We start from the raw sequence: 26,614 nt of genomic DNA on the forward strand, positions 1-26,614 counted from the left end.
TCGATTCTGGTTTTATTTTCATCGAGCAATCAAATCTAAACTCGCGAATGTGTCGGGCGTGTTTCCAGGCCGTAAAAACCGCGATACGCCCGTTCAGAACCCGAACATGCGGTACTTTTAGATTCAGGCTGAGCACAAAAGGGAGCGCCATGGTCCAGGACACTCGAGAACTCAATCGCAGCGCCGTGCTCACCACCCTGCTGCTGGAGCGACCGGCCAGCCGCAAAAAGCTCGCCACCGCCGCCGGGATCTCCGCCGCCACCGTGACCCGCACCGTGGAACAGCTAATTGGCGAGGACCTGATTACCGAGACCCAGGAGATCGTCTCCGAGCAGCGCGGACGCCGGGCGGTGCAGCTCGACCTGCGTGCCGACCTGGGCATCGTGGCCGGGGTGGACCTCGGCGCCAGCAAAACCCGGATCGTCATCGGCCATATCCACGGAACCCCGCTGGCCGTGCGCGAGCTGGCCACCCCGGGCACACTCGACCTTCCCGCGCTGATCGACTGGCTCGCCGGTGTCATCCTCGACCTCTCCTCCGGATTCGCCGCCCCCCTGCGCCACGTCGCCCTCGGGGTCCCCGGCTCGCTGGAGATCCCCGAGCAGCGCATCTCGCACGCCCCCAACCTGCCGCAGATCGAGGGCACCGAGTTCCTGGCCGCGCTGCGCCGGTCCCTCCCCTGTCCGGTCGTCTGCGATAACGACGCCAACTTTGCCCTGCTGGGCGAACTGCACTTTGGTGCCGCCGCCCACTCCCCCAATGCCGCCCTGCTCAGCCTCGGGTTTGGACTGGGCAGCGCACTGGCGATGGACGGCAGGGTTTTGCGTGGAACGCGCGGCCTGGTGGGTGAGTTCGGCCAGCTTCCGATCGGTCCGATGGGTGCCCGGCTTGAACACCTGGTCACCGGCGGCGGAATCCTGCGCCAGGCGGAGCTCGCGGGCATTGCGCTGGAGAGCCCGGCCGACCTGTTTGTGAGCGATCCGGCCCCGCGCATTGCCGCGCTGCGCCAACAATTTGAACAGGGACTGATGGTGGCCCTCACCGCGGTATCGGTGTCCTGCGACCCGGATACGGTGGTGCTCAGCGGCGGCCTCTCCCGCGCCCTCGCCCCCGAGCTGGCGCGCTATCAGGAACTGCTGGGCGGCCACCTCCGGCTCGCGCCGCGCCTGGAACTGGCAACACTGGATGACTTCTCCGGCGCCGTGGGGGCGATGGTGTCGGCCCTGCAGCACTGCTACCGCGACCTGGGCGCACTCCCCGAGGCGCTCCCCCGACTGCCCCGCGGGGTGCACGTCGATCGCGCACGCCTGGCAGCCCTGAAATCGGTTGAGCCGGTGGTGCCGGTCGGATAACCGATTCGGTGTGGTGGGAATAGATTCACCCGGATCCGGTTATTGTATGCAAATGCATCGAAATCGGTCGACCCTAGGAGAGCCATCATGACCACACCCCTCGAGCTTGGACTCGACACCTTCGGCGATGCCACCGTCGACGCCACCGGCACCCGGCTGAGCGACGCCGAGGTCATCCGCAACGTGGTCGCCCAGGGTGTCCTGGCCGACAAGGTGGGCGTGGACTTCTTTGGCATCGGTGAGCACCACCGCGACGACTTCTCGGTCAGCGCCCCCGACATGATCCTCGCCTCGCTGGCCGGTCAGACCTCGCGAATCAAGCTCGGCACCGCCGTGACCGTGCTCAGCAGCGATGACCCGATCCGCGTCTATGAGCGCTTCGCAACCCTCGACGCCCTCTCCAACGGGCGCGCCGAGGTCATCCTCGGCCGCGGCTCCTTCACCGAGTCCTTCCCGCTGTTCGGCTACGACCTCGCCGACTACGAGACCCTCTTCAGCGAGAAGCTGGACCTGTTTGCCACCCTGCGCAGCGAGGGTCCGGTGACCTGGTCGGGCACCATTCGCCCGCCCCTGAAGGACCAGCGTGTGTACCCGCGCACCGAGAAGGGTGCGGTGACCGCCTGGATCGGCGTGGGCGGTTCCCCCGAATCCGTGGTGCGCTCGGTTGAGTACGGCATCCCGATGACCCTGGCGATCATCGGCGGCGACCCCGCACGCTTTGTGCCCTACGTGGACCTCTACCGCCGCGCGCAGGAGCAGGTCGGGTCCACCGGCATGCCGCTCGGCGTGCACTCCCCCGGACACATCGCCGCAACCGACGCCCAGGCCCGCGAGGAGCTGTGGCCGCACCAGCTGGTGATGCGCAACCGCATCGGTGCCGAGCGCGGCTGGCCGGCGATGACCGAGCAGGAGTACGTCGACGAGATCGAGCACGGCTCGCTGTACGTGGGTTCCCCGGACACCGTGGCCACCAAGATCGCCCGGACCGTCAAGCTGCTGGGAACCGACCGGTTCGACCTCAAGTACGCCACCGGAACCATGCCGCATGAACAGCTGCTCTCGAGCATCGAGCTGTATGGGACCGAGGTGATTCCGCGGGTGCGGGCGATCCTGGATCGCGACTAGCCTCACGCGAAACGGCCCCGGCCGGGAGAGATCCCGGTCGGGGCCGTTGCCGCGGGTGGAGCTAGAGCTCGGTTTCGGATTCCTCGAGGCGACGACGACGCAGGACAAACCATCCCACGGCGAGCGCGCCGAGGAGCAGGGCGCTGCTGGCCAGGAGGGCGAGCGGCATCAGGTTCTCGGCCTCGAGACCGGTGGACACCAGCGCACCCGCGGCGGCCGGGTGAGCCGAAGGCTTCGCGGAGGACGGACCGGTGGACGCCGTGTCGGTCGGTGTCGCGCTGGTCGGTGCCGGAGATGCGGTCGGGGACGGGCTCGCGGTCGGATCCGGGCTCGCGGTCGGGTCCACCGGCGCGGCGGCGATCCGCGGATCCTCGATCCGCTCGGCCCCGTTCAGGCAGTGCTTGAGCTCCGAGGACTTGTACCAGGTCGAACCGGCGGCCACCGGAACACACGCGTCGGTGAAGCCGATCTCCCGCTCGTTATAGAGCATCCGCACCAGCGGGGTAAACGCGCGGCCGGTGGACGGATCGGTGCCGACCCGGCCGGACACATCCCACTGCACGTTGGCGGCCATCGGGGTCACGGACTCCCCGCGCCACGGGTTGTTGGTGTAGTCAAACACGTCGTTCAGCGACTGTGGGTGCGCGTTATCCGGGGCCTGCCGAGTGGATCCCGGGAGCTTGAGCAGGGCGGCGAACGGGATGATCGTCTCGGCATGGGCGAAGCGGAAGGTTGCGGCCACGTTGTCCCCGGCCGCGCGGTCATCGATGGTTGTGAAGAAGTCGTCCAGCAGCGGCTGAGCCACCCGATAGGTGTCGTCATGCCCCGCGAGCCCGGGGCCCTTCTCATAGAAGTCCTCGGCGTCCAGCAGCGAGGCGAACCACTCCAGGTCGGCGTCACGCCCGGTGAGGTAGGAACCGAAATCGAAGGTGTGATCGCCGATATTCTCGGCGGTCATATCCGCACCGATGATGTAGAGGTTGTAGAGCGTCATGGCCGCATCCACCGGGGTCGCGATGACCTTCTTGGGGCTCCCGCAGGCCGACTTATCCTTGGCCGGATCGGCGCCGGGCGCACAGCTGACAGCGCCCTTCTTGGTGCCATCCACGGTGTTGTACCAGACGTGACCAGGAGTCCCGATCTTGGCGATGAAGTCCGGAGTGAAGATGCCCGAGAGCACATCGTCGGCGGCGCTTACCGAACGCGGCAGAGCGTTGATGTAGTCGAGGGCCGCGGAAATGGTCCCGCCCGGGGCCGTCTGCGCGGCCACATAGGCCTCATAGGCCTGGGCACGCGCAAGCTCGGGCGAGCCGGCGGGCTTGGTGGTCCCGTCGGGGTTTTGCGACTTATGGAAGTAGAGCAGATCGGGGCGCGGTTCCGGGGTGATCCCCCGGGTCAGCGCGCCGGCACCGGCCTGCGTCACCCCGGCCAGAAAGTTGGTGCCCGACTCGGTCGCGCGTGCCTCCCCCGAGGTCTCGGCGATGATCCGATCGCCGGTCGTCTCGGCCCGAGCAAACAGGGCCGCGTTACGGGCGACCGCCCGCTCCCCGAGTCCTCGGTGCTGGGTGGCACCCTGACCGGTCAGCTGGCCGTAGCCGTTCTGCACGTTGGCGGCGGTGATCCCCCGCAGATCCGCCAGGAACCGCTGGCCGATCTCGGGACTCAGAAACCCGTTTTCGGCGAGCGCGGTCTCCGAGAGCCGGGTCAGCAGCGCGTCGTACTTGTACTCGGACAGGCCACGCGATCCGTGGCGGGCCACGGACTCGGTGAGCAGCGGGGTATAGCCGGCCGGGGCGTGGGTGTACCCGGCCACGGTGGCCGCGTCGGGCTCCTGATAGGGCTGCTTGGAGCTCAGATGTGCGCCGGACTCGGCGGCGGCACCAGCGGCGACCACGAGGGTCAGGGCAAATACTCCCGCGCCAAGCACGAGGCGTGCGGGGGTGGAACGAAGGGGAATCACGGATGTCCTAGACGGTGAGGTGTGCACGCCCGCGAGATCACCCGCGGCGTGAGGGCCGCCTGCGACGCTAGGGGTCCCGAATGAATGCGCGGTGTCTAGGCGGTAACATCCCCCGAAAGGGGGCCGCCCAACCCGGAAAAAATCCCCCTCCACCCGGTGAGGCGAAGGGGGAACGGGCTAGCTAGCAGCCCACCCGGGTGATGTTGGCGCTGGTGTTCACCTGCGAGCCGGCGGGAATGACCAGGACCGGGGAGGATCCGTTATATCCAAACGCGGTTCCCGACGAACGGGCGTTGGCGACCGAACGGACCGAGGATCCCAGCGGGGCCACCGAGTTCGCGGCGGTGCAGCTGGTGAAGGAGATCTTGGATCCGGCCCCGCCCGTGGACGTGTAGGCGCACATGCTGCCCGTGGCACAGTTCCCCACGGCAAAGGTGGACAATCCGCCCTCTAACACGATGTTCAAAATGGTCTCGCCGCCGTTCCAGGTGACCTCACCCGGCCCGGTCTGCACCCCACCGGGGAATTCAACCAAAACCTGGTTGACCCGGTTCTGGACCTGATCGGACTGGGTGGTGGCCTGGGCGGCGGTGGCGCCACCCATCAGCAAGACGGCCAGGAGTGCGGCGGCGGGGAGGACGCGGGCGCTCAGTTTCATGTGGTGTTTCCCTTTCTAGAACCAGGCGTCGTAGTCGATTACTGCGGGTGCCTGGAGATCAGATCGGTCGGTGCCCGTATACACGTGCTCGTAGGCGATCACGCCGTGTGTGGGGGTCACCACCAAAACATCGCGGGTGCGGCCGGGATCGCGGGAGTCGGTGCTCACGCTGATGCCGGTGCGGCCGAGCCGGTCGGTGACGGTTCCGTCGATCCGAATATCCGGCAGGGTGGAGAGGAACGCCAGCATCTCGGCATGCTGGGTGGAACTGAGGGATCGCTCAACCAGGAGGTTTTTGACCGCGGTGAAGTAGTCCCCGGTGCTCGGATGTGCGCCCAGGCCCCCGCCGGTTCGCAGGTAGGTTCCCCAGTCGGTGACTCCGTCGGGGCTACTGAAGAGGTAGCCATACTGGCCGGGCTGGTAGGTCTGTCGGTCCAGCAGGGTTCCGGGGGACGGATAGTCAAAGCCGGAAAGCTGATGACCGGCGGGATCAAAATTGCCGGCCGCCCGACGCTCGGCAACCGTGGACCCATCGGGCAGGGTCGTGATGTCAAAGCGCTGCGGCATGATCGACTGCGGTGGATCGTCGGGGGTGAACGCCAACGCCCAGTTCTGGAAACGCACGCGTGATGCGGCTGGCTGGTTGCTCGCACCCAGCGATTCACTCATCGATTGGAGCAGGGACCCGGGTTGCTGATCACCGATCGGCACCGCTACCAGGGGCTTGGGGGTGACCGCCCGGGCCAGCGGGGTCTCCCCCGGCCAGAGCGACATCGAGGTGGCCGCCACGACCAGGATGGCGATGAGGGACGCAACAACCGCGAACGAGGGCACTCGGAACCGGCGAATGCGTGCAGCGCGTCCGTTATCGGTGCCCCGGGGTCGAAGACCCGCCTGGTTGTGAATGTGTACGCTCGTGCTCTGAACACGCTCGAGGAGCGCGAGTTCGCGTTCGCCGAGTGCGGAGTCCGGAGGGGTCATGGCCGGGTCAATTCCGGACATGAGCCTCGCGAGCGAGTCATTCCCCGTATTCATTTGCGTCCCCCATCGGTCAGTCCAGCAACAAACGGCTCTCCCAAAAGAGCACGGAGTTTCTTCCGTGCCCGGCTGAGAATCGCCCAGGCCGACGCCACGGAACAGGAGAGAGCCACCGCAACTTCTGCGGCCCCAAGGCCCTCCCAGTAGGTCAGCAGGATTGCTTCCCGTTCCCTGTCCGTGAGCTTCAACAGCGAGCGACCGAGTGCGATCTTCTCCAGCGTGTCCGCGTCCTCCTCCTGCTCCGACAGCACGCGCTCGAGGGTCTCTTCGACTGCTCGTTTGCGTTCGGCGGATCGGAAGTGGTCGTTGATCTTGTTGGATGCGACCCGGTACAGCCAGGGCAACTCGATCGAGTCTCCCTGTTGATACCGGACCCAGGCGGCCGTAAACGTCTCGGCCGCGATGTCTTCGGCGAGCGCCGCGCTTGGCACGCGTCGCTCCGCATAGCGCCGAACAAGAACGTAGTTCGCATGGAACACGTGCTCGAACACCGCCGTTTGCTGCCTAGTCATCCACTCAGTTTTCTTACTTGCGTTGTTGCCTCCCACCCTGTCTATCGACGCAGTGGAGGATTCCTGACATTCAACCCGAAAAAATCTTTGAACGGTTAATAAGTCTCGACTGTTTCGTCGCGGATGATGAGGTGCTGGGTCACCAGCTCCTGCACGTGGATCAGGGACTGGGTGGCCACCACGATCGTGACCCCAGCCGCGTGCAGGTCGCGCAGGATCCGCACCACACCGTCCCGGTTCTCGGGGTTCAGCTCGGCGAAGGGCTCGTCCAGGATCAGCACCCGGGGATCCTCCATCAGCGCCTGTGCCAGGGCGAGCTGCTGGATCATGGCGGGGGTGAAGTCGCGCACCCGCCGCGGATCCTCCGGATCCAGCCCCACCCGGCGCATCGTGGCCGCCAGGTGCTCCTCGCTCACCACCGCGTTGATCGCCGCGAGCGTGCGCAGGTTTCCCAGTCCGGTCCGCCGGGTGATGAAGCGCGGGCGGTCGATGGTGATCCCAAAGCGTTCGGGGAAGGTTCGCCCATAGGAGAGGTAGGCCGGGTCGATGCTCACGCTTCCGCTGTCGGGGGTCGTGAATCCCGAAAGCATGCGCAGCAGCATCGTTTTTCCGGTGCAGTGCGATCCGGTGATCACGGTGAAGGATCCCTCGGGAATCTCAAAACTCACCCCGCGATACAGCGTGGTTCCGCGCACACGCTTGCTCATCTCGGAGACGGCGATCACGGGACGGGTCGGTGTCCCCGGGCGCCGTGCGGGGACCGAGCTCGGCAAGAACACTAGAGCAGACCGTCGGCATTCTTGGCGGAGGAGCGCCACAGGGCCGCGGCGGCGAAGAGGCTTGCGGCGACCAGGGCACCGGCCGGAGCAAAGATCGGGGCACCCACGGCGGCACCGTCATGCAGTGCGCTGTAGGGGGCCACGATGTTGAGCCAGCCGATGCCGGCGGGGATGATGTAGCCAACCACGGCGGCCACCAGCATCGTGATGCTCCAGGCCACGACTACCCTGCGCGTGGACCAGACCAGCAGCGTGGCCAGCGTGCAAAAGACCAGCAGCGAGGCGAAGAGGCCCAGTAGGCCCAGATGGAAGACCGCCGATTCGGCCACAAACATGGGCACCTGATGATCCAGCATCGCCGAACCGGTGACCAGCATGACCCCCACGCCGATCGTGAACGCGGCGGCATGCGGGATCTCGCGCACCAGGATCGCCATGCTCCAGCGGCGATAGCTCCCGTGACGCACGGCCGCGTACAGCTTGAGGCCGCCGTCGGCATCCTCGCTCCGAGCCAGGAACGCGCTGGCGTATCCCAGGGTGAGCAGCAGGGTCATGATGTAGTTCGGGATGTCTCCGTAGGCACCGGCAAAAAACGCCTCGGTGATGCCGATGTCGCGGGCCCGGGCGCCGAGGTGCGCGGTGGCCACCGAAAGCGCGGCGATTCCCAGCAGGATGACGGTGGATCCCAGCCGGCTGCTCAGCATCGTGAACAGGGCGTGACGAACGCCGGCACCGTTCAGGCGCCGCGTCACCCCCGGCACACCGGTTTCGGGCATCCCGACCCCGAGGATCGATCCCACGCTCTCTGCCACCGTTGATTCCCCTGTCCGCCGGTTTCGCCCCCTGGCAAAACCTTCAGGTCCACAGACCCGCATCTACCTACTTAACGCCGCAGCGGGGAAATCCTGACAAAAGATTTTTAACGTTAGTTATGTGACGGCGATGTGGGCCGCGATCGCGAGGTCCGAGCGGGGTGGACGGGCACAGGGTATCGGGCACACGGTATCGCGCACAGGGTATCGCGCACAGGGTATCCGGAAACGACGAAAGGCTCCCCAGCTGGGGAGCCTTTCGATCAATTGTGCGCGAGGGGGGACTTGAACCCCCACGCCCTTACGGGCACTGGCACCTGAAGCCAGCGCGTCTGCCATTCCGCCACTCGCGCAATTGACACACTTTCGTGTATTCGTTCCTCACTTCCGTGCGGACTTCATGAGATTATCACAGCCCTCATTTGGTTCCCTAATCGAGGGGCATTCTTCGGCCCCGATGGGCGTGTCGCCCCGGAATCACCCGGAGTTTTTGGGGGTGGGTCCCGCCCGGGAACCCCCGGGATCGGAAAAAGATTTGGACAAATTCCGGGACCGAGCGCGCGTTCTGAGATGCCAGGTTCAGCCTCGCCGACTAACATGGGCCTAGCCGATCGGCACCTCAACCAACACCCCGGGGAGATCTGTGGGCATTCTGGACAGTTTCGAGAAGGGTCTCGAGCGCGCCGTTAATGGTGCGTTCGCGAAGACCTTCCGCTCGGGATTGCAGCCGGTGGAAATCTCCTCGGCGCTGAAGCGGGAACTCGACACCACGGCCGCCGTGGTGAGCCGCGATCGCATCCTGGCAGCCAACACCTTCGCCGTGCACCTCTCCCCCACCGACTTCGAACGCATGTCGAAGATGGGCTCCGCCCTGGTGGATGAGCTGGTGGCAATCGTCAAGAAGTACGGCCGAGCCCAGGGCTACACCTTTGCCGGGGCCGTGAGCGTCACGCTGCGTCCGGACCCGGGTCTCAGCGAGGGCATCATGCGGGTGGACACCGAGGATCCGCAGACCGATGTGGTGTGGCTGCCCGCGCTGGATATCGCCGGACAGCGCTATCCCCTCGCCCGGGCCCGCACCGTGATCGGACGCGGATCCGACGCCGATATCACCATTGCCGACCCCGGAACCTCCCGCAAACACGTGGAAATTCTCTGGGATGGCAAGCGCGCCCAGGTTCATGACCTGGGCTCCACCAACGGCTCCGAGCTCAACGGCCAGAGCGTCACCCAGGCCCTGCTCGAGGATGGTTCGGTCATCCAGATCGGCCGCACCCAGATCACCTACCGACTGCTGGCTCAGTCGGCACCCAAACCGGCCGAGAAAAACAACGACGGATTCTGGGGGAACCCCGTATGAGTGATCTCACCCTCCTCGTGCTTCGGCTCGGATTTCTGATCCTGCTCTGGCTCTTTGTTTTTGGCGTCGTGTATTCGCTGCGGGCCGACCTGTTTGGTCGATCGACCCGCAAGGTGAAACCCCGGGTAGCCGCCGCGGCCCCCGCGCCCACACCCGCCCCCGCGCCGATCGCCGTTCCGCCGGCACCGACCCCGGCGCCCCGACCGGCGGCACCGGCGCCCTCGGCCACCAGCCGAACCCGCGCCAACACCCACACCTGTGATCGCCTGGTGATTCTCTCGGGACCGCGCGCCGGCCAGGACCGTCCGCTCGGCACCGGTCCGATCAGCATCGGCCGCTCCTCGGATTCCAACGTGATCCTCAAGGACGACTACACCTCGACCCACCACGCGCGCCTGCTGCTCTGGGGCGAGGACTGGATGCTCCAGGACCTCGACTCCACCAACGGCACCTTCCTGGATGGCAAGCGCATTTCGGCGCCTACCCCGATCCACCTGGGCGACGTCATCAAGGTGGGGGCAACCACCTTCGAGCTGCGGTGATCGAATGACCGTCGGCGGCACTAGCGCGGCACTCTCCCACGTGGGGCGGGTGCGCAGCAACAATCAGGATTCCGGATACGCCGGAAACTCACTCTTTGTTGTCGCCGACGGCATGGGCGGGCACGCGGGCGGCGATGTGGCCAGCGCCGTGGCCCTGCGCCGCATCATCGAGGCGGATATCGACTATCCGACCGCACAGGATGCCGCTGCGGCCCTGCAAACGGCGATCATCGCGGCCAACGGCCAGCTGACCGAGGCCGTGTTTGAACACCCCGAACTCACCGGCATGGGCACCACCGTGGATGCCCTGGTGCGGGTGGGCGACGAGGTCGCGATCGCTCATATCGGCGACTCCCGCATCTACCTGTTGCGCGATGGCGAGCTCAGCCAGATCACCACCGACCACACCTTCGTCCAGCGCCTGGTCGATGCCGGCCGGATCACCGAGGAGGAGGCGCTGGTACACCCGCGCCGCTCGGTGCTGATGCGTGTTCTGGGCGACGTGGATCAGTCCCCCGAGGTCGACACCCTGGTGCTGGGAACCCGACCCGGAGACCGCTGGCTGCTGTGCTCCGACGGCCTCTCGGGTGTGGTGGATTCCGAGCTCCTGCGCGCGACCCTGATGGCCGACCTCACCCCCGCCGAGGTCGCCGACCGCCTGGTGCGCTACACCCTGGACCGCGGCGCCCCGGATAACGTCACCGTGGTGATCTACGACGTGGGCACCGAGAGCGTCGCGAACGATGTCCAGACCGTCGGTTCCGCCGCCAAGCCCCTGGCCTTTGAAATCTCGGCGCCGCGCCGCACCAGCATCCTGCCGGCCCTGCGACTGCCGGGCACCCGCGCCACCGCGGCCGCGCAGCTGCCCCCGGTTCCGGCCGGCGTGGAATCCGACGAGTTTTACGGCGAGCTCCTCGAGGAGGATGCGCGTCGTATCCGGCGCCGCCGTCTCACCTGGGGCGTGGGGGCGATGGTCGTGCTGCTGGCGCTGCTGCTGGCCGCGGTCATCGGCTACTCCTGGACCCAGTCGCGCTACTTTGTGGGCCAGAGCCCGGATCGCAGCACGGTCACGATCTATCAGGGTGTGCCGCAGGATCTCGGTTTCATCTCGCTCTCCCACGAGTATCGCGATACCGACATCAAGCTCAGCAAGCTCCCGGAGTACGACCGTAATCTGGTCCGACAGAACGTCCCGGCCGACTCCATCGATGATGCCGACGCGATCGTGAACCGACTCCGTCAGCTCAGCAAGGAGGGCGACCAGTGAGCACCGAAGCGCTGAACACCCGTGCGCCCGCTTCCGGCGCCGACGCCCTGCAGGCCGATACCGGCGTGATCCGCACGATGCGAAAGCTGCGGATGCCCAAGACCCACCGCAACCGCGAGCTCGCCCTGCTGATTTTTGCCTGCGTGGTCAACGCCGGCGCCCTGATGAGTGTCCAGCTGGGCGCCCTGGGACAGATCGAACCCGAGATTTTGGCGCTGTGCGGTGCCCTGGCCTCGCTGGTGTTTGGGCTGCACATCTGCCTGCGCTTTGTCGCGCGGGATGCCGACCCGATCATCCTGCCGGTGGCCACGGTGCTCAACGGGCTGGGCTTGGCGATGATCTACCGGATCGATCTGGCGCGCAACGTCTCGGGCTGGTCGGCCGCCTCGACCCGGCAGATCGTGTGGAGCTCGATCGCGATCATCGCGGCGATCCTGGTGATCCTGCTGATCCGTAACCACCGCGTGCTCTTCCGCTACACCTACCTGTTTGGGCTCGGCGCCTTCATCCTGCTGCTGCTCCCCCTGGTTCCCGGCCTGGGCCGGACCGTGGGCGGCGCGACGGTGTGGATCGGCATCGGAAACGTGGTGAACTTCCAGCCCGGTGAGATCGCCAAGATCTTCCTGGCCATCTTCTTTGCCGGCTATCTGGTGCGCACCCGCGACACCCTGGCCCTGGTGGGCAAGAAGTTCCTGGGCATCCGGTTCCCCCGGCTGCGCGATCTCGGACCGATCTTTGTGGTCTGGCTGATGTCGATGGGCATCATCGTGTTCCAGCACGATATGGGTACCGCTCTGCTGTACTTCGGCATGTTCACGATCATGATCTACGTGGCCACCGGGCGCCTCAGCTGGGTCCTGCTGGGCATGGGCCTGTTCCTCGGCGGTGCCTACTTTGCCAGCCAGCGACTCTCCTATGTGAGTGGCCGTTTTGATGCCTGGCTGGATCCGTTCTCACAGGCAAACTACGACAAGGTCGGCGGCAGCTGGCAGCTGGTGCAGGGCATCTTTGGCCTCGCCCACGGTGGTTTCACCGGAACCGGGCTGGGCCAGGGACGGCCGAACCTCACCCCGCTGGCCGAGAGCGACTTCATCGTGACCAGCCTCGGTGAGGAGCTGGGACTCGCCGGACTGTTTGCGATCCTCGCGCTGTTCCTGATCCTGGTCGCCCGCGGCCTGCGAATCGGGTTCAGCACGCGTGATGACTTTGGCAAGCTGCTGGCCATCGGCCTGGCGTTTACGATCGCCCTGCAGGTGTTCATCATGGTGGGCGGGGTGACCCGGGTGATTCCGCTGACCGGTTTGGCGACGCCGTTCCTGGCGGCCGGCGGTTCGGCCCTGGTGGCCAACTGGATCATCGTGGCGCTGCTACTCAAGCTCAGCGACGGCGCCAAGCCCGAACTCGAGGAGGCGCCCCGTGCATAAGGAACTCCGCCGGGTCGGCGCCGTTGTGGTGCTGATGTTTGCGGCACTGTTTGTCTCCTCCACCGTGATTCAGGGTGTGCAGAGTGACGCGCTGGGCAAGGACCCCCGCAACACGCGAACCCGCTATGACAGTTACCAGGTGGAGCGCGGCCCGATCGTGCTCGCCGACGGCACGATCATCGCCCAGTCGGTGCCCTCCAACGACGAGTTCCGCTACCAGCGCGAGTATCCGCAGGGTCCGCTCTATGCGGGCGTGACCGGTTACTTCAACCCGATTCAGGGCGCCACCGGTATCGAGCAGGCGATGAACGACTACCTCACCGGAACCTCGAGCGATCAGTTCCTCACGGATCTGGCCCGGATCGTTAACGGCCAGCCCGCCCGCGGTGCCCGGGTCGAGCTCTCGATCGAGTCCAAGGTGCAGCAGGCGGCCTCCGAGGCCCTCGGCAATCGCCGCGGCGCCGTGGTGGCCATCGAACCCAAGACCGGCAAGATCCTGGCGATGGTGACCAACCCCACCTTCGATCCCAACGGGATGGCCTCACACGATTCCGATGCCGTATCCGCGCTCTATAAGGATCTGCTGGCCAATCCGCTCGATCCGCTGATCAACCGCGCAATCGGTGGAAACCTGAACCCGCCCGGATCGAGCTTCAAGGTCATCGTGGCCGCGGCCGCCCTGGCCTCGGGCGAGTACACCGCCGAGAGCGAGTTCCCCAACCCGCAGTTCATCGAGCTGCCCGGCACCAGCACCAAGGTGTACAACTTCACCCGTGAGGCCTGCGGCCCGGGCGAAACGGTGACCCTGGCCGAGGCGATTAGGCAGAGCTGTAACGTGCCGATGGCCGAACTGGGAATCCGCCTGGGCGCCGATAAGATCCGCGAGCAGGCCGAGAAGTTTGGGTTCAACACCCCGCTGGATGTGCCGCTGCGGGTCGAGCCGAGCGTCTATCCCAAGGGGGGCGACGTGCCCAGCACCGCGCTCTCGGCCTTCGGGCAGTGGGATGTTCGGGCCTCGCCGATGCAGATGGCGATGGTCTCGGCGGGAATCGGCAACGGGGGCGTCATGATGAAGCCCAATCTGGTCAATCGGGTGATCGCCCCCAACCTCGACGTGGTCAAATCATTCGACCCCGAGAAACTGCGGACCGTGGTCACCCCGGATCAGGCCTCGGAACTGACCAAAATGATGATCGCCGCGGTCGCTACCGGGCAGTCCAATAATGCAAGAATAGAGGGGGTCGACGTGGCCGGAAAAACGGGCACCGCTCAAAACGGTGTCGATGATCCGTATACGCTCTGGTTTACCGGGTTTGCGCCCGCGCAGAACCCCGAAGTTGCGGTAGCGGTCGTGGTGGAAAACGACGGTGACCTGGGACACCATTCCTCGGGAAATATTGTTTCTTCTCCGATTGCAAAGAAAGTTATAGAGGCGGTGCTGAATAAATGAGACCCACGGCAGGACTGACCTTCGGGGGACGCTACGAGCTGGTTTCGCGGATCGCTATCGGCGGTATGGGCGAGGTCTGGCAGGCGACCGACTCGGTGATCGGACGTACCGTCGCGATCAAGATCCTCAAGGACGAATACCTCGGCGACCCGAGCTTCCTCGAGCGGTTCCGCTCCGAGGCACGCCACGCGGCCCTGGTGAACCATGAGGGCATCGCCAACGTCTATGACTACGGCGAAGAGGAGGGTAGCGCGTTCCTCGTCATGGAGCTGGTGCCCGGCGAGGCGCTCTCCACGGTGCTCGAGCGTGAGCGGGTACTCCCCGCGGACCGCGTGCTCGACATCGTCGCGCAGACCGCCCTGGCCCTCCAGGCGGCCCACTCGGCCGGCCTGGTGCACCGCGATATCAAGCCTGGCAACCTGCTGATCACCCCGGATCACCGGGTCAAGATCACCGACTTCGGCATCGCCCGGATCGCCGACCAGGTGCCGCTGACGGCCACCGGTCAGGTCATGGGAACCGTGCAGTACCTCTCCCCGGAGCAGGCGTCCGGTCACCCGGCATCGCCCTCCACCGACATCTACTCGCTGGGCATCGTCGCCTATGAGGCACTCGCGGGCAAGCGTCCATTCACCGGTGAGTCTCAGGTGGCCATCGCGATGGCACAGATCAACGAGGCCCCGCCGGAGCTGCCGGCAACCGTCGCCGAGCCGGTGCGTAACCTGGTCTTCTCGATGCTCGCGAAGAACCCGGCCGACCGCCCGGCTTCCTCGGTGCATGTGGCGCGCGCCGCCCAGGCACTGCGCCGCGGAGACGTGGCCGCGGCCACCGCCGCGGTACCCTCGATCGCCGATGGCGTCGCGATCACCGGGGCGACCCAGCTGATCGGTTCCTCCGAGGCCGCCACAACCCTGCTCAACACCTCGGCCACCCAGCGCCAGCAGCTGTTTGGACTGGAGCCCGAGGCGGGCGCCGTCGAGGGCACCGTGGAGGAGGAAAAGAAGAAGCGTAGCCCGTGGACCTGGCCGCTGATCGCACTGATCACCATCCTGGCCATCGTGCTGGGCTTCACGATATTTGCGCTGGTCAAGCCCGGGGACGGCGGAAACCAGGCGACCAACTCGCCCTCCGACACCGTGAGCTCCGAGCCCTCGGACACCCCCTCCACGACGCCCTCGCCCACCGAAACCACGGTTCTGGTGGACCCCAACGCGTACGTGGGAAAGAACGGCGATGACGTTGTCAGCGCCCTGTCGGGACTGGGCCTGAAGCCCACCCTCGCCACCGGCAACGCGGCCACCTCGGCGGCCCAGGTCAACACCGTGATCAAGCTCTCCAAGAGTGGCAACGTTCCGGTGGGTAGCGACATCGTGGTGACCGTCTATGGCCCGCAGGCCACGATCCCCGCCCCGGGTAGCGCCCCCGCCGTGGCCTGTGGCCCCAACGGCTGCGTGGAAAACTCCAAGGCCACCGTGACCTGGGCGCGCTACAACCAGTGCCCGGCCGGTCTGCAGATCGAGGGATACCGGATCACCGTGAACGGTGCCTCGCTGGCGGGCTCGGGTACCGTGCCGCGCGATCAGACCTCGGTGGAGATCACCCTGGGTGGGTTCCCCGGACCGGCAACGATCTCGTATGTGGCCCTGTGTGGGGAGAACAACGAGTCGCCCGCGTCGCCCACCACCTCGGTGCCGATCGTTCAGGTGAGCGTGCCGTCCAGCACGCCGACTGCCACCACGGGCGGCAACTAGTACCAACGGGTGGCGTAAATCGCCGCCAACAGCACGGCCCTCGGCGTAAACGTCGGGGGCCGTGTCATGATAGAAGCGATAGTGTCGCACGGGGAATCTGGAGAATGTGGTGGCTGAGCAAGAGCGTCGGTTAGCCGACCGATATATCGTCGGAGCGCTGATTGGACGCGGCGGCATGGCCGACGTTTACCAGGCAACCGACACCAAGCTCGGCCGTACGGTCGCGCTCAAGATCCTCAAGGCCGACCTGGCCAGCGACCCGGCGTTTAGGCTGCGGTTCCGCCAGGAAGCCCAGGCCGCCTCGCGGATGGCCGACCCCACGATCGTTCGTGTCTACGATGCCGGCGAGGACGAGAGCATCGATGCCTCGGGCCACCGCATCCTGCAGCCCTTTATCGTGATGGAGTACGTCCCCGGCCGCACGCTGCGCCAGGTGATCGCCGATCACGGTGCGCTCTCGCCCGAGCGTGCGGTGCACATCGCCAGTAAGGTCCTGACCGCCCTGGAGTACTCGCACCGGGCCGGCGTGGTTCACCGCGACATCAAGCCCGGAAACATCATGCTGGGTGCCGATGACGCGGTGAAGGTCATGGACTTTGGTATCGCCCGGGCCGTCTCTGATACCTCGGCTACCGTCGCGCAGACCACCGCCATTCTCGGCACCGCATCCTACTTCTCCCCGGAGCAGGCCAAGGGCGAGACCGTGGATGCTCGCACCGACCTGTACTCGACCGGTGTGGTGCTGTTTGAGATGCTTACCGGCCGCGCGCCCTTCCGCGGCGAAACCGCGGTGGCCGTGGCCTATCAGCACGTGAGCGAGGCGCCGATGCGCCCCTCCGAACTCAACCCCGGCGTCTCGACGGCCCTGGATATGGTGGTCGCCCGCGCGCTCAGCAAGAACCGCGATGACCGGTACCAGTCGGCCTCAGAGTTCCGCGAGGAGCTCCTGGCTGCCGGTCGAGGCCAGGCCCCCGCCACCCGTCCCGAACCCGAGTCTGCAACCATGCTGTTTGGCACGATGGGGACCACAACCTCCAACGCCGAGCAGGCGCTGCGCCAGCTCACCGACGCCTCGGTACAGACCAAGACCCAGCGTCGCCCCCCGGTGGTGTGGATCTGGGCCGGCGCCGCGGTGGTGGCGGTCATCCTGATCGCGATCCTGGTGTGGGTGCTCTCGCTCTCCAACACCGCGGACACAAACAATAAGCAGACCCTCCCCGATCTGGCATCGATGAGCCAGCAGAACGCAGTGGACACGCTGCACGGCCTCAACCTGGTGGACAGCGTCTTCGAGGAAAACAGCGACACCGTCGCCGTCGGAATCGTGATTCGCACGGATCCTGAGGCCGGCAGCGAGGTTGCCCCCGGCAGCGTGGTGAAGGTGTATGTCTCGCTGGGTGCCAAGACGGTGGCGGTTCCCGAGGTGCAGAACCTCAGCCAGGCCGATGCCACAACAAAGCTCGCCGAGGCGGGCTTGGAGGTGGGCACGATCAACTCTCAGAGCTCCCCCACGGTGGCCAAGGACACCGTCATCTCCAGCACCCCGGCCGCGGGCGCCGCGGTCTCCCCGGGTTCGCGCATCGATCTGACCGTCTCCGACGGCACCGTTCAGGTGAGCGATGTCCGCGGAAACAAGCTGGATGTTGCCACCTCGATGCTCGAGGCACTGGGACTGAGCGTGGTTCCGCGCCCGGATCCCACCTGCCCCGCCCAGCAGGATTCGATAGTCAACTCGCAGTCCGTGGCCCCCGGCTCGGCACCGCAGGGCACCGAGGTTCAGCTGGGGTACTGCACCGGCACCACGGCGCCGCCAAGCACCGATCCCTCTACCCCGCCGGCCGGCGGCTAGTCGCCTCCATAAAAAACAGCCTCCCGCACACCGAGTGTGCGGGAGGCTGTGTTGTCTGGTCCGGGTTAGCGGCCGCTGGGCGTGGTCGCCAGGAGCGGGCTCAGGGTGCGCGCGCGCTCGGGCGCCTCGGCCAGGCCGGCCACCTCGAGCCAGTTGGCGATCATCTGGTAACCACCCTCGGTGAGCACGCTCTCCGGGTGGAACTGCACACCAAAGATCGGGGAGGTTGCGTGACGCAGCCCCATGATGACCCCACCGGCGGTGCGCGAGGTCACCACGAGCTCATCGGGAACCGTGTCATCCACCACCGCGAGGGAGTGGTAGCGGGTCGCGGTAAAGGGCTGCGGGACGCCGCGATAGAAGGTGCTCTCATCGTGGGTCACGGCCGAGGTCTTGCCGTGCATGAGTTCCTCGGCCACGGTCACCGTGGCCCCAAAGGCCTCGGCGATGGCCTGATGTCCCAGGCACACCCCGATCAGCGGCACCTGGTGGGCGTGAGCGGCCCGAACCATCGCGATGGACACTCCGGCGTCTCCGGGCGTTCCCGGGCCGGGAGAAACCAGAATAGCGTCGTACTCGTTCACCAGCCGGTCGGCCTCGGACGCGTCGAACGCATCGTTGCGAACAACCTCGGTCTCGGCCCCCAGCTGCTGCAGGTAGCCATTGAGGGTGTACACAAAGCTGTCGTAGTTATCGATGACTAAAACGCGGGTCATGGCCTTCACTTACTGTTCAATGGTGACTTCTTGATTATCTACGATCGACTGGACCCAGGGAAAGCCCCAGGTAATCAGGGCGTAGACGGCGGCGCCGATCAGAATCAGGAGGAGTATCAGCCGGAGCCAGACCGGGCCGGGCAGGATGCGCCAGAGTGCTGCGTACATGTTAGCCCTCCACGGGGTTCAGCGATTTGGGCGCCCCATCGGCGCGCGGGGTAAAGGATTCAAACAGTCCATAGGCGATGATTCGCTCGGCCGTCGACATGATCGGATTACAGCTGGTCAGGGTGATCACCGACTGGGTCGCGGCCACCGAGTCCTCGCGCGGCACCGCGTTGAGCACGTCCACCGCGGTGGGCGGCACATACTCGGAGTTGCGGTACCGGTAGGTGAACCAGCCCTCGGGCGTCTCGATGACGATCGCGTCGCCCACACGAAGGTTGGCAACCTGGTTGAGCGGGGCACCGTGGGTATTGCGGTGACCGGCCAGCGCAAAGTTTCCGGGCTGACCCGGCAGCTGAGTGTCGGAGTAGTGACCGATACCCGCCTTATCCAGGGTCTTGGCCTTGGAGACGCCGCCGGCCAGCGGGGCACCGTAGGACTCGCCAAAACGCGGAATGCGCAGGCTGGCGAAGGTCTCGCCGTCTACCGGGGTGGGGATCACCGGCGCCGCACCGTCGAAGGCGGGCGCGGGGTTGTTCTTGGCGTCCTTATCCCACTGCTGCGAGAGCGAGGCCGCGGTGCCGTCCTGCTGACCGCGCTCGACCATGTCGTTGTACCAGAGCTGCCACACCAGATAGAGCAGCATCAGTACGCCGGCGGTAAGCAGAATCTCGCCGAACGCCCCGATCACGCTGAACCCCTCGAACGGACGCTTGCGCCGACGCTTGCCGGTGCCAGTCGAAGCCGAAGTGGCGGGCGCAGCGGCCATGGCCACGGTGTGCGGCTCGGGAAGGCGCCCGGATTCGTCCGGTGCCGGAATCGGCTGCGGCGCGGTGGCCGGCTCATTCAGGCCGAACAGGGTCTCGATCGAAGGCGCCGATTCCTCGGGCACCGCCGGGTTTTCAGCCGGAGCGACCTCGGCGGCCGCGGGAACTCCCGGAGGCACCTCCGGGCCGGTACTCCGAAGCACCGCGGGCTCGGGATCGGATGAGCGCCGCGTTTGGGCGGGCGAGTCCGCGGTGGAGGAATCGCCCTCCGCCGGAATCTCTGAAATCTCGGGCTCTTCGGGGGGCGTCGCGGAAGGCACGGCGGGCTGGCGGGCCGCAAGCGCATCACGCTCGGCCGATTGTTCGGCGGCCCGTTCGGCGGCGCGACGCGCAGCGCGGGTGGGCGGAATCGAGCCGTCGGAATCGGAAGACATGGGCGTAATTCTATCCGCAGAGGGTGAAGTTTCGGCTGGCATTCGTCGCAGAGCCTGCGATCGTTGTCGTGGCTCGGCTACAATCGGGGACATGGCACGTGCAAAATCCAAGAAAACTCAGCCCGCGCAGGGCACCGAAACCAGCGGCGAGCCGGTACCCAACGCGGTCTGGTTCAAGCCGGTGATGTTCGGCTTCATGCTCCTCGGACTCGTCTGGATCATCGTCTTCTATGTGAGCCAGGGTGTTCTCCCGGTCCCCGCACTGGGTTCGTGGAACATTCTGGTGGGCTTCGGAATCGCGTTCATCGGGTTCCTGATGACCACCCAGTGGCGATAATTACACGCTGGTAATTCCATCCACAGGGTGCTCCACAGTGTGGACAATTACACCGATGTAACTATCCCCAGGCTGTGGATAACTCTGTGGGTAACCCTGTGAATCCGTGTGGACAAGCACGTGGATAACCCGCCACACGCCCACAATGCTCAGACAAAACGCCGGTCCGACATCCCCGTGAGGATGCCGGACCGGCGTTTTTGTGTCCCCGAACGCTAGGCGTAGGTGGGCACAAACAGGCGGAATAGCGCAAGCAGGATCATGACCGCTCCCAGCGCCCCCACCAGAAGCCAGAACCTTCGGTTCTTGCCCTGGCCGCGGCACTCGTAGCAGATCCAGCCGAAGATGGCGCCGCCGATCAGGCCACCCAGGTGGGCCTGCCAGGAGATCCCGGCGTTCGGCAAGAACCCGATCACCAGGTTGAGTCCCACCAGGACCAACAGGCTGCGCATCTCGTTGCCGAGGCGCCGCTGAATGACCATGAACGCGCCCATCAGGCCGAAGATGGCACCGGAGGCCCCCACCACCGCCTGGTTGATCGGGGCGAGGAACATCACACCGAGCGAGCCGGCAAACCCGGCCATCAGGTACAGGGTGAGGAATCTTCCGCGCCCCAGCTGCTGCTCGAGAGCCCGGCCGAAGATCCACAGCGTGTACATGTTCAGCAGGATGTGCAGGATGAACCCGGTGGAGTGCAGGAACACGGCCGTCAGCATCCGCCACGGCTCAAACAGCTGCGGTTCGGAGAAGAGGGGGGCGTAGTAGAAGGTCTCGGTGAAACCGGGGATGATCCACTGCAGGATGAAGGCGACCACGGTGACCGCGATGATCACGTTGGTGACGCTGGCAAAGCGCGGGGCGACTCCCCCGCGGGCACCCCAGCGCGAGGCGCGCTTCTGGGCGGTGGACATGGCCCCGCGCTGCTCGCGCAGACACTCGGGGCAGATCACACCCACCGCGGCCGGCGTCTGGCATTCTCCACAGATCGTGCGGCCGCAGCGCTGGCAGAGCACAAAGCTCTGCCGGTCGGGGTGGCGATAGCAGACATCGCTGGCCCGGGCCCCAAAATTTGAACTCATATTGTGACCCGGGCGCGCAGACTAGACTGCGGCGATGTCGATGCCCTCGATGACCACGTCATCGATCGGACGGTCACGGGCGTCGGTCGGAACCGCTGCCAGCTTGTCAACGATTGCGCGGCTGGCCTCATCCTCGACGGCACCGAAGATGGTGTGCTTGCCGTGCAGCCAGGTGGTGGGGGCGACGGTGATGAAGAACTGCGAACCGTTGGTGCCACGGCCACCGATCTTGCCCGCGTTGGCCATGGCCAGGATGTAGGGCGAGTCGAAGGTCAGGTCATCAACGATCTCGTCGTCGAACTTGTAGCCGGGGCCACCGGTTCCGTTACCGAGCGGGTCGCCGCCCTGGATCATGAAGCCGGGGATGATGCGGTGGAAAACGGTGCCCTTGTAGAGGGGGGTGTTGCGCTTTTCACCGGTGCGCTCATCGGCCCACTCCTGCTCGCCGGTGGCGAGACCTACGAAGTTGTTTACCGTCTTCGGCGCGTGGTTGCCGTAGAGGTTCACGATGATGTCACCGTAGTTGGTGTGGATGGTTGCGACAGCGGTGTGCTTTGACATGGGTCAATTCTCGCATACTTGTTTTGTCAATCACCGTCCCGTTCCAAGGATTCGGTGGCAAGATGGTTAACCGACACGTCCAAAACGAGCAATGGAGGTCCAGAGTGAATCTGTCGCGTCAGCGCAAGAAAGAAATCAAGCGCCTCAAGGGAGATGCCAGTGCCCTCTGGGCCGCCCAGCAGGAACTGCTGGAGCACGCAAACGGGGTAGCACGTGAGGCCGGCCGTCAGGTCGGTAATTATGGTCGTGAGCAGGTTGTGCCCTCGGTGGTTCAGTCCTATGAGAGCCACGTTCAGCCGGTGGTTGACCGCGGCGTCTCGATCACCCGTGACGTGGTGGATGCCGCCAAGCACGGCATCGATCACAAGGTAGTCCCCGCCCTCGGCGCCGCCGTGGGTACGGTGCTGTCCATCGGCGATGTGGCACGCGATAAGCGCGTGCAGAGCGCCCTCGCCCGCGTCAACCCCAAGGCCGCCGCCAAGCGTGCCCTGGTTGTTGCCGCCCCGCAGAAGAAGAAGCGCGGCGTGGGCAGCGTGCTGGCGATCGGTGCCGGCGTTCTCGCCGCCGCCGGTGTGGCCTATGCACTGTGGCAGACCTTCCGGGCCGACGATGAGCTCTGGGTCTCCGAAGACGAGCCGGCACAGTCCGACAGCTAAATCGTCCCCGAGACGCCGAGGGGCCCCAAGCATAACGCTCGGGGCCCCTCGTTCGTTTATGTGGCCGGATCCGCCGCCGCGGACAAGGACCACACCACGGGTCTTATCCGGCCTCCTGCGCCCGCCAGAGCGCCAGGGCGGCGGGAACAAGGCTCACCGTGCCCAGGTTCTCTACCTCGGCGAGTTCATGCCAGGCCGCCCAGTCGGTGGACCCGTTCTCCTCGTAGCGCAGCTCTCCGCCGGTGATCTTTGCCCGATAGACGATGCGCAGGTTGTGCAGCGGCACCCGCTTGCTGGGATCCAGACGACGATGGGTGGGCGTGACCAGCGAGTCGATGCCGATCAGTCCGGTCACCTCGGCGTGAAACCCGGTCTCCTCGAAGATCTCCCGGATCACGGCGTCCGCGGGGTCCTCCCCCGGGTCGATGCCGCCCCCGGGCAGCGTCCAGCCCGAATGCCCCCGCTCGTTCCAGTGCGCAAGCAAAATCTGGGAGCCATCGGTGATGATGCCGTACGCGGCGACGCGGATATCCATTCCCCCAAACTACAGCCGTGCGGTGGCGGGCAACAGTAAACCGGATGCACGTTCGTCGCAGTTTCCGGGCAAAACAAAACCGCCCCGTCTTTCGACGAGGCGGTTTTTATCCTGTGGAGCCTAGGAGAATCGAACTCCTGACCTCCTGCTTGCAAAGCAGGCGCTCTACCAATTGAGCTAAGGCCCCAATTTTCGAAGGAAGTGGAACTTCCTCAGAGTGGGGCTACCAGGACTTGAACCTGGGACCTCTTCGTTATCAGCGAAGCGCTCTAACCGCCTGAGCTATAGCCCCCTGTGGACATCAATCAGAATACCGGAGGTATGAATGAATTCTCAAATCGAGCCCGCCGGGCGGCGTGTTCCGCGTCATTCCGGGCCTTGACGCGGGTGAGATTGCCCGGTTAAACACCGGTGTCACTGCCTCCTGACGAGGCAGCGACACCGAGGAAATGACTAGTTGTTGGTGAAGCCCACCAGCACACCGCCGGTGACCTTCACGGCGAGGTTGTACAGCGCGGCCGAGATGGCTCCCAGCGCGGTCACCACCACGAGGTTCAGGATCGCCAGCACGGCGGCGAAGCCCATGATCCGGCCCAGGTCCAAGATCGAGGTCAGGTCGTTGCCGTCCTGCGCTTCCTTACCCGCGACGGTCTTGAACAGGTTGTTGATCTGTTCAAAGACGCCGGTCTGCTGGAGCACCGTGTACACCAGGAAGAAGAAGACGACGGTGATGATGGCAATCGCCACGGCCGCCAGGAAGGAGAGCTTCAGGGCCGACCAGAAGTCGATGTAGACCAGCTTCAGTCGCACCTGCTTGGTGTTCTGACGCTTATTCGATTTCTTTGCGAGCTTTTCGGCAACGCTAGTACTCATGCTTATTCTTCCTTCTCGGACGATTCCGTTACCGTCGGTGCGTCGGTCTCGTCTTCCCCGTTTTGTCCGTCAAGATTGCGGTCGCTATTACGCGCAAGCGCAATAATACGGTCATTATCTGCGAACCGGGCGAAGACAACACCCATGGTGTCGCGACCCTTGGCCGGAACTTCGGCCACGGCAGACCTTACCACCTTGCCGCTGGCCAGGACCACGAGAACCTCGTCCTCGTGACCGACCACCAGGGCACCGGCGAGTTCGCCGCGGTCCTCGCTGAGCTTGGCAACCTTGATTCCCAGGCCACCACGGCCCTGAACACGGTACTGTTCCACGTCGGTGCGCTTGGCGAAACCGCCCTCGGTCACCACGAAAACAAAGCCCTCTTCGCCGGCCGGCGGAAGCACCGAGGCCGAGAGCAGGTTGTCGTCTCCGCGGAACTTCATGCCGGTCACACCCGAGGTCGATCGACCCATCGGACGCAGCGCCTCATTATCCGCTGTGAATCTAATGGACATTCCCTGGCGGGACACCAGCATCAGGTCGCTGTCCTGCTCGACGAGCATCGCCGAAACCAGTTCGTCGCCCTCGCGCAGGTTGATCGCGATGATGCCGCCGGTGCGGTTGGTGTCGTATTCGGACAGCGAGGTCTTCTTGACCAATCCACCACGGGTAGCCAGCACCAGGAACTCGGCGGCAGCATAGTCGGGGATATCGAGGATCTGAGCGATCTCCTCCCCCGGCTGCAGCGCGAGCAGGTTGGCCACGTGCTGACCCTTGGCGTCACGACCGGCCTCGATCACCTCATAGGCCTTGGCGCGGTACACGCGTCCGGTGTTGGTGAAGAACAGCAGCCAGTGGTGGGTGGTGGTCACAAAGAAGTGCTCCACCACGTCATCGGCGCGCAGCTGGGCACCCTTGACACCCTTGCCGCCGCGGTGCTGCGAGCGGTAGTTGTCGCTGCGGGTGCGCTTGATGTATCCGCCGCGGGTGACGGTCAGGACCATCTCCTCCTCGGGGATCAGGTCCTCGATGTTCATGTCGCCATCGAAGCCGTACATGATCTCGGTGCGACGGTCATCGCCGTAGCGGTCGACGATCTCGGTCAGCTCCTCGCTGACGATCTCGCGCTGACGCACCGGGCTGTCCAGGATCGCCTTGTATTCGGCGATCTCACGCTCGAGCTCGGCGGCCCGGTCGATGATCTTCTGGCGCTCCAGGGCGGCCAGACGACGCAGCTGCATCGCCAGGATCGCGTCGGCCTGGAGCTGGTCAACCTTCAGCAGCTCCATCAGGCCGGTGCGGGCCTTGTCCACATCCGGGGAGCGACGAATCAGTGCGATGACCTCGTCCAGGGCGTCCAGTGCGGCCAGGTAGCCGCGCTGGATGTGCGCGTCAGCCTCGGCCTTGCGCAGACGGAACTGGGTGCGACGCACGATCACGTCGACCTGGTGCGTGGTCCAGGCGGTGATGAAGCCGTCCAGGGACAGGGTGCGCGGCACGCCGTCCACGATCGCCAGCATGTTGGCGCCGAAGTTTTCCTGCAGCTGGGTGTGCTTGTACAGGTTGTTCAGCACAACCTTGGCCACGGCATCGCGCTTGAGCACGATGACCAGACGCTGACCGGTACGACCCGAGGTCTCATCGCGAATGTCGGCGATGCCCGCGAGCTTGCCGTCCTTGACCAGGTCGGCGATGCGGATGGCCAGGTTATCCGGGTTGACCTGATAGGGCAGCTCGGTCACCACGAGGCAGGTACGACCCTGAATCTCCTCGACGTTGACCACCGCACGCATCGTGATCGAGCCACGGCCGCTGCGGTAGGCGTCCTTGATGCCATTGACACCGAGGATCTGCGCACCGGTCGGGAAGTCCGGTCCCTTGATGCGCTCCATCAGCGCCTCGAGGACCTCTTCACGCGGCGCCTCGGGGTTGGCCAGGTGCCACAGGGCGCCGGCGGCCACCTCGCGCAGGTTGTGCGGGGGGATGTTGGTGGCCATACCCACGGCGATACCGACCGAGCCGTTGACCAGCAGGTTCGGGAACCGAGCCGGCAGAACCGCGGGCTCCTGGGTGCGACCGTCGTAGTTGTCCTGGAAGTCGACGGTGTCCTCGTCGATGTCGCGGACCATCTCCATGGCCAGCGGGGCCATCTTGGTTTCGGTGTATCGCGGGGCCGCGGCGCCGTCGTTACCCGGGGAACCGAAGTTTCCCTGGCCGAGGGCCAGCGGGTAGCGCAGCGACCAGGGCTGCACCAGACGAACCAGGGCGTCGTAGATCGCCGAGTCACCGTGCGGGTGGAACTGACCCATCACGTCGCCCACCACGCGGGCGCACTTGGAGAACGCCTTCTCGGGGCGGTAACCACCGTCATACATCGCGTAGATCACGCGGCGGTGCACGGGCTTCAGGCCGTCACGCACCTCGGGCAGCGCACGACCCACGATCACGCTCATCGCGTAGTCGAGGTAGCTGCGCTGCATCTCCAGGCGCAGATCAACCTGGTCGATCTTGCCGTGCACGCCGTGGTCGATCTGCTCGGCGTTTTCTTCGGAGTTAGTTTCGTCGCTCATTTTGTCCTTCGTTACCTCTCGGCGCGGGAACCGGCCGGGTTC

25 protein-coding genes and 3 tRNA genes are annotated in these 26,614 nt (G+C 65.5%); 11 read left to right on the forward strand and 17 right to left on the reverse strand.

Going from position 1 to position 26,614, the window contains the following annotated elements; translation table 11 throughout:
- Positions 1–149 precede the first annotated feature (149 nt).
- Together C7C57_RS15365 and C7C57_RS15370 are read left to right on the forward strand one after the other, a co-directional pair.
- On the forward strand, positions 150–1,352 hold the full coding sequence (locus tag C7C57_RS15365; protein ID WP_187977076.1) for an ROK family transcriptional regulator: 1,203 nt from the start codon (positions 150–152) through the stop codon (positions 1,350–1,352).
- A gap of 87 nt (positions 1,353–1,439) precedes the next feature.
- Positions 1,440–2,477 carry an LLM class flavin-dependent oxidoreductase gene (locus C7C57_RS15370; protein ID WP_030147548.1) on the forward strand — a complete coding sequence of 346 codons (1,038 nt, stop codon included), beginning with the start codon at positions 1,440–1,442 and terminating at the stop codon, positions 2,475–2,477.
- A 61-nt stretch (positions 2,478–2,538) separates the two neighbouring features.
- Here C7C57_RS15370 and C7C57_RS15375 read toward each other — a convergent pair whose 3' ends face one another.
- The 7 genes from C7C57_RS15375 to C7C57_RS15405 all read right to left on the reverse strand — a co-directional run bounded on the left by C7C57_RS15375 (position 2,539) and on the right by C7C57_RS15405 (position 8,589).
- Positions 2,539–4,437: a histidine-type phosphatase gene (locus tag C7C57_RS15375; protein ID WP_255505721.1), complete on the reverse strand. Its 1,899-nt coding sequence runs from the start codon at positions 4,435–4,437 to the stop codon at positions 2,539–2,541.
- A 181-nt stretch (positions 4,438–4,618) separates the two neighbouring features.
- Positions 4,619–5,095 carry a hypothetical protein gene (locus C7C57_RS15380; RefSeq protein WP_030147550.1) on the reverse strand — a complete coding sequence of 159 codons (477 nt, stop codon included), beginning with the start codon at positions 5,093–5,095 and terminating at the stop codon, positions 4,619–4,621.
- Positions 5,096–5,110: 15 nt separating this feature from the next.
- A complete protein-coding gene (locus C7C57_RS15385; RefSeq protein ID WP_187977077.1) occupies positions 5,111–6,097 on the reverse strand; it encodes a hypothetical protein in 987 nt (328 codons plus the stop codon).
- A gap of 29 nt (positions 6,098–6,126) precedes the next feature.
- On the reverse strand, positions 6,127–6,645 hold the full coding sequence (locus C7C57_RS15390; RefSeq protein ID WP_187977078.1) for an RNA polymerase sigma factor: 519 nt from the start codon (positions 6,643–6,645) through the stop codon (positions 6,127–6,129).
- A gap of 95 nt (positions 6,646–6,740) precedes the next feature.
- On the reverse strand, positions 6,741–7,370 hold the full coding sequence (locus tag C7C57_RS15395) for an ATP-binding cassette domain-containing protein (protein ID WP_187977079.1): 630 nt from the start codon (positions 7,368–7,370) through the stop codon (positions 6,741–6,743).
- Between the two features lie 53 nt (positions 7,371–7,423).
- Positions 7,424–8,236: a hypothetical protein gene (locus C7C57_RS15400; RefSeq protein WP_187977080.1), complete on the reverse strand. Its 813-nt coding sequence runs from the start codon at positions 8,234–8,236 to the stop codon at positions 7,424–7,426.
- 270 nt (positions 8,237–8,506) lie between these two features.
- Positions 8,507–8,589, reverse strand: a tRNA-Leu gene (locus tag C7C57_RS15405).
- Positions 8,590–8,879: 290 nt separating this feature from the next.
- On the opposite strand from C7C57_RS15405, the gene C7C57_RS15410 reads away from it, so the two are divergent.
- The 7 genes from C7C57_RS15410 (at position 8,880) to pknB (ending at position 17,879) form a co-directional block, all read left to right on the forward strand.
- Positions 8,880–9,596, forward strand: coding sequence for a DUF3662 and FHA domain-containing protein (locus tag C7C57_RS15410; RefSeq protein WP_187977081.1), 717 nt, complete (start codon positions 8,880–8,882; stop codon positions 9,594–9,596).
- Entirely contained in the window at positions 9,593–10,138 is a 546-nt protein-coding gene (locus tag C7C57_RS15415; protein ID WP_187977082.1) for an FHA domain-containing protein, read from the forward strand. The genes C7C57_RS15410 and C7C57_RS15415 overlap by 4 nt, the downstream gene beginning before the upstream one ends.
- Before the next feature lie 4 nt (positions 10,139–10,142).
- Positions 10,143–11,405, forward strand: coding sequence for a PP2C family serine/threonine-protein phosphatase (locus tag C7C57_RS15420; RefSeq protein ID WP_187977083.1), 1,263 nt, complete (start codon positions 10,143–10,145; stop codon positions 11,403–11,405).
- Positions 11,406–11,482: 77 nt separating this feature from the next.
- Positions 11,483–12,829 (forward strand): FtsW/RodA/SpoVE family cell cycle protein, encoded by a 1,347-nt coding sequence (locus C7C57_RS15425; RefSeq protein ID WP_051701805.1) that lies wholly within the window; start codon positions 11,483–11,485, stop codon positions 12,827–12,829.
- Positions 12,822–14,279 (forward strand): penicillin-binding protein 2, encoded by a 1,458-nt coding sequence (locus tag C7C57_RS15430; RefSeq protein ID WP_187977084.1) that lies wholly within the window; start codon positions 12,822–12,824, stop codon positions 14,277–14,279. The genes C7C57_RS15425 and C7C57_RS15430 overlap by 8 nt, the downstream gene beginning before the upstream one ends.
- Complete coding sequence (locus C7C57_RS15435; RefSeq protein WP_187977085.1) at positions 14,276–16,030, forward strand: protein kinase; 1,755 nt, start codon at positions 14,276–14,278, stop codon at positions 16,028–16,030. The genes C7C57_RS15430 and C7C57_RS15435 overlap by 4 nt, the downstream gene beginning before the upstream one ends.
- Positions 16,031–16,139: 109 nt before the next feature.
- A complete protein-coding gene (gene pknB, locus C7C57_RS15440) occupies positions 16,140–17,879 on the forward strand; it encodes a Stk1 family PASTA domain-containing Ser/Thr kinase (RefSeq protein ID WP_187977086.1) in 1,740 nt (579 codons plus the stop codon).
- A 65-nt stretch (positions 17,880–17,944) separates the two neighbouring features.
- On the opposite strand, the gene C7C57_RS15445 is transcribed toward pknB, so the two are convergent.
- The 3 genes from C7C57_RS15445 to C7C57_RS15910 are packed head-to-tail and all read right to left on the reverse strand — an operon-like array spanning position 17,945 to position 19,961.
- Complete coding sequence (locus C7C57_RS15445) at positions 17,945–18,595, reverse strand: aminodeoxychorismate/anthranilate synthase component II (RefSeq protein ID WP_121687896.1); 651 nt, start codon at positions 18,593–18,595, stop codon at positions 17,945–17,947.
- A 9-nt stretch (positions 18,596–18,604) separates the two neighbouring features.
- A complete protein-coding gene (locus tag C7C57_RS15450; protein ID WP_043321646.1) occupies positions 18,605–18,763 on the reverse strand; it encodes a hypothetical protein in 159 nt (52 codons plus the stop codon).
- A 1-nt stretch (position 18,764) separates the two neighbouring features.
- The gene (locus tag C7C57_RS15910) at positions 18,765–19,961 is read right to left on the reverse strand and encodes a class E sortase (RefSeq protein ID WP_255505722.1); all 1,197 of its coding nucleotides are present in this window, start codon (positions 19,959–19,961) and stop codon (positions 18,765–18,767) included.
- Between the two features lie 91 nt (positions 19,962–20,052).
- Here C7C57_RS15910 and C7C57_RS15460 point away from each other — a divergent pair, with 91 nt between their 5' ends.
- Positions 20,053–20,298, forward strand: a complete 246-nt coding sequence (locus C7C57_RS15460) for a cell division protein CrgA (RefSeq protein WP_030147564.1) — start codon at positions 20,053–20,055, stop codon at positions 20,296–20,298.
- 215 nt (positions 20,299–20,513) lie between these two features.
- On the opposite strand, the gene C7C57_RS15465 is transcribed toward C7C57_RS15460, so the two are convergent.
- Together C7C57_RS15465 and C7C57_RS15470 are read right to left on the reverse strand one after the other, a co-directional pair.
- Entirely contained in the window at positions 20,514–21,377 is an 864-nt protein-coding gene (locus C7C57_RS15465) for a rhomboid family intramembrane serine protease (RefSeq protein WP_187977087.1), read from the reverse strand.
- 21 nt (positions 21,378–21,398) lie between these two features.
- Positions 21,399–21,938 (reverse strand): peptidylprolyl isomerase, encoded by a 540-nt coding sequence (locus C7C57_RS15470; RefSeq protein ID WP_030147566.1) that lies wholly within the window; start codon positions 21,936–21,938, stop codon positions 21,399–21,401.
- A gap of 104 nt (positions 21,939–22,042) precedes the next feature.
- Between C7C57_RS15470 and C7C57_RS15475 the strand changes: the two genes are divergently transcribed.
- Positions 22,043–22,594: a hypothetical protein gene (locus C7C57_RS15475; RefSeq protein ID WP_030147567.1), complete on the forward strand. Its 552-nt coding sequence runs from the start codon at positions 22,043–22,045 to the stop codon at positions 22,592–22,594.
- 103 nt (positions 22,595–22,697) lie between these two features.
- Here the strand turns inward: C7C57_RS15475 and C7C57_RS15480 are convergent, their stop codons facing one another.
- The 5 genes from C7C57_RS15480 to gyrA all read right to left on the reverse strand — a co-directional run bounded on the left by C7C57_RS15480 (position 22,698) and on the right by gyrA (position 26,572).
- Complete coding sequence (locus C7C57_RS15480) at positions 22,698–23,129, reverse strand: NUDIX hydrolase (RefSeq protein ID WP_030147568.1); 432 nt, start codon at positions 23,127–23,129, stop codon at positions 22,698–22,700.
- A 114-nt stretch (positions 23,130–23,243) separates the two neighbouring features.
- A tRNA-Ala gene (locus C7C57_RS15485) sits at positions 23,244–23,316 on the reverse strand.
- A gap of 31 nt (positions 23,317–23,347) precedes the next feature.
- Positions 23,348–23,421, reverse strand: a tRNA-Ile gene (locus C7C57_RS15490).
- A 161-nt stretch (positions 23,422–23,582) separates the two neighbouring features.
- Entirely contained in the window at positions 23,583–24,002 is a 420-nt protein-coding gene (locus tag C7C57_RS15495; RefSeq protein WP_030147569.1) for a DUF3566 domain-containing protein, read from the reverse strand.
- Positions 24,003–24,004: 2 nt separating this feature from the next.
- Positions 24,005–26,572 carry a DNA gyrase subunit A gene (gene gyrA / locus C7C57_RS15500; protein ID WP_187977088.1) on the reverse strand — a complete coding sequence of 856 codons (2,568 nt, stop codon included), beginning with the start codon at positions 26,570–26,572 and terminating at the stop codon, positions 24,005–24,007.
- Positions 26,573–26,614 lie beyond the last annotated feature (42 nt).

It is taken from the genome of Mycetocola sp. JXN-3 (genome assembly GCF_014522285.1).
Lineage (GTDB): Bacteria > Actinomycetota > Actinomycetes > Actinomycetales > Microbacteriaceae > Mycetocola > Mycetocola saprophilus.